Annotated in this window: 1 protein-coding gene; it reads left to right on the top strand. The window is 60.6% G+C overall.

Annotated features, from left to right (window positions below; genetic code table 11):
* On the top strand, nucleotides 1–186 hold a 186-nt coding region (locus tag AWU74_RS12740; RefSeq protein ID WP_238580194.1), incomplete at its 5' end, for a hypothetical protein.
* Nucleotides 187–1,196 lie beyond the last annotated feature (1,010 nt).

The following is a 1,196-nucleotide window of genomic DNA, read 5'->3' as shown; positions in this document are numbered from 1 at the left end:
GGGGCGCCAAGCCCGGGGTCGTCCCGGCGCACCGCGCGGGGCAGTCGCTGGGCGCTGGCGGGGGCGGGGCTGCCGCAAGGCAGTCCCGCTTTTTTTTTGCGCGCGGCGCGTATAGGTACGGGCATAGCTGCTGGCACCGGGCGGGCTTGCCGAAGGGCGAAAGCCTCTATGCCATACTACGGGTAAGCGCCTACCGTGTTTATCAAGAAGGCTTACCGAGGGGGCGGCGGGGCGCTGCCTGTGCGGGGAGTGCCGCGTTACCTATGACGACCTGCCCGTGTTTCGCGTTACCCTGCGGGTAACGTTCAAGTTTCTTGAGGAAACTTGACAGAGAGGTAAGCACCTACCGGGTTGCCGAGCGAGCCGACCGAGGGGCGATATAAAACCGTAATACGGATATGCGGCTACTGTGTTTATCAAGAAAGCTTGCCGAAGGGCGGCGGGCGCTACCCACCAAGCGACTCCCTGCACGCGCACCAAGTGTTTCCCTTGGTGCCCACCAAGCGAGGTGCTCGTGTTTCGCTTTACGCACCGTGGGCGGCGAGGGGCGGCGTTAAGGGTTTAACAGAGGCAGTGAGCAGTTACCTGCCGAGCGATATGCTGGCGATTTCCACCAGCAAGGCTACCGAGCGGACTGACCGAAGGGCGAAAGCCTATAGCCGTAGTACGGGTAAGCGGCTACCGTGCCTACCGAGCAAGCCGACCGAAGGGCGAAAGCCAATATGCCGTAATACGGGTAAGAACCTACCGGGCTGCCGTGGGAGCCGACCGAGGGGCGACATAGGGCTTGCCGAAATGGAGCGGAAGGGAACGGGTTTTGCCGCGTTCCCTTCCTCGTCTCACAGGGGAAGCGGCAAAGTCGCTTCCCCTGTGAGACCTGCCCGCGTCAGGGGTTATGACACGCCCGTGTCAGGCTTTGAAACCTGCTCATGTTTGACTGCCAAACCTGCCCGTGTTTCGCGTTACCCTGCGGGTAACGTTCAAGTTTCTTGAGGAAACTTGACAGAGAGGTAAGTACCTACCGGGACTGTCGTGAGAGCCAATCGAGGAGCGACATAAAGCCGCAATACGGATATGCGGCTACTGCGGCTATCGAGCGATATGCTGACGATTTCCACCAGTGGTGTTGTCGAGCAAGCCGACCGAGGGGCGATTAAAGCCGTAGTACGGATAAGAACCTACCGGGTCTGCCGAGC

It is taken from the genome of Treponema endosymbiont of Eucomonympha sp. (assembly GCF_001028545.1).
The sequence above is the reverse complement of the archived record's forward strand: the minus strand, read 5'-3'. Positions and strand labels throughout refer to the sequence as shown.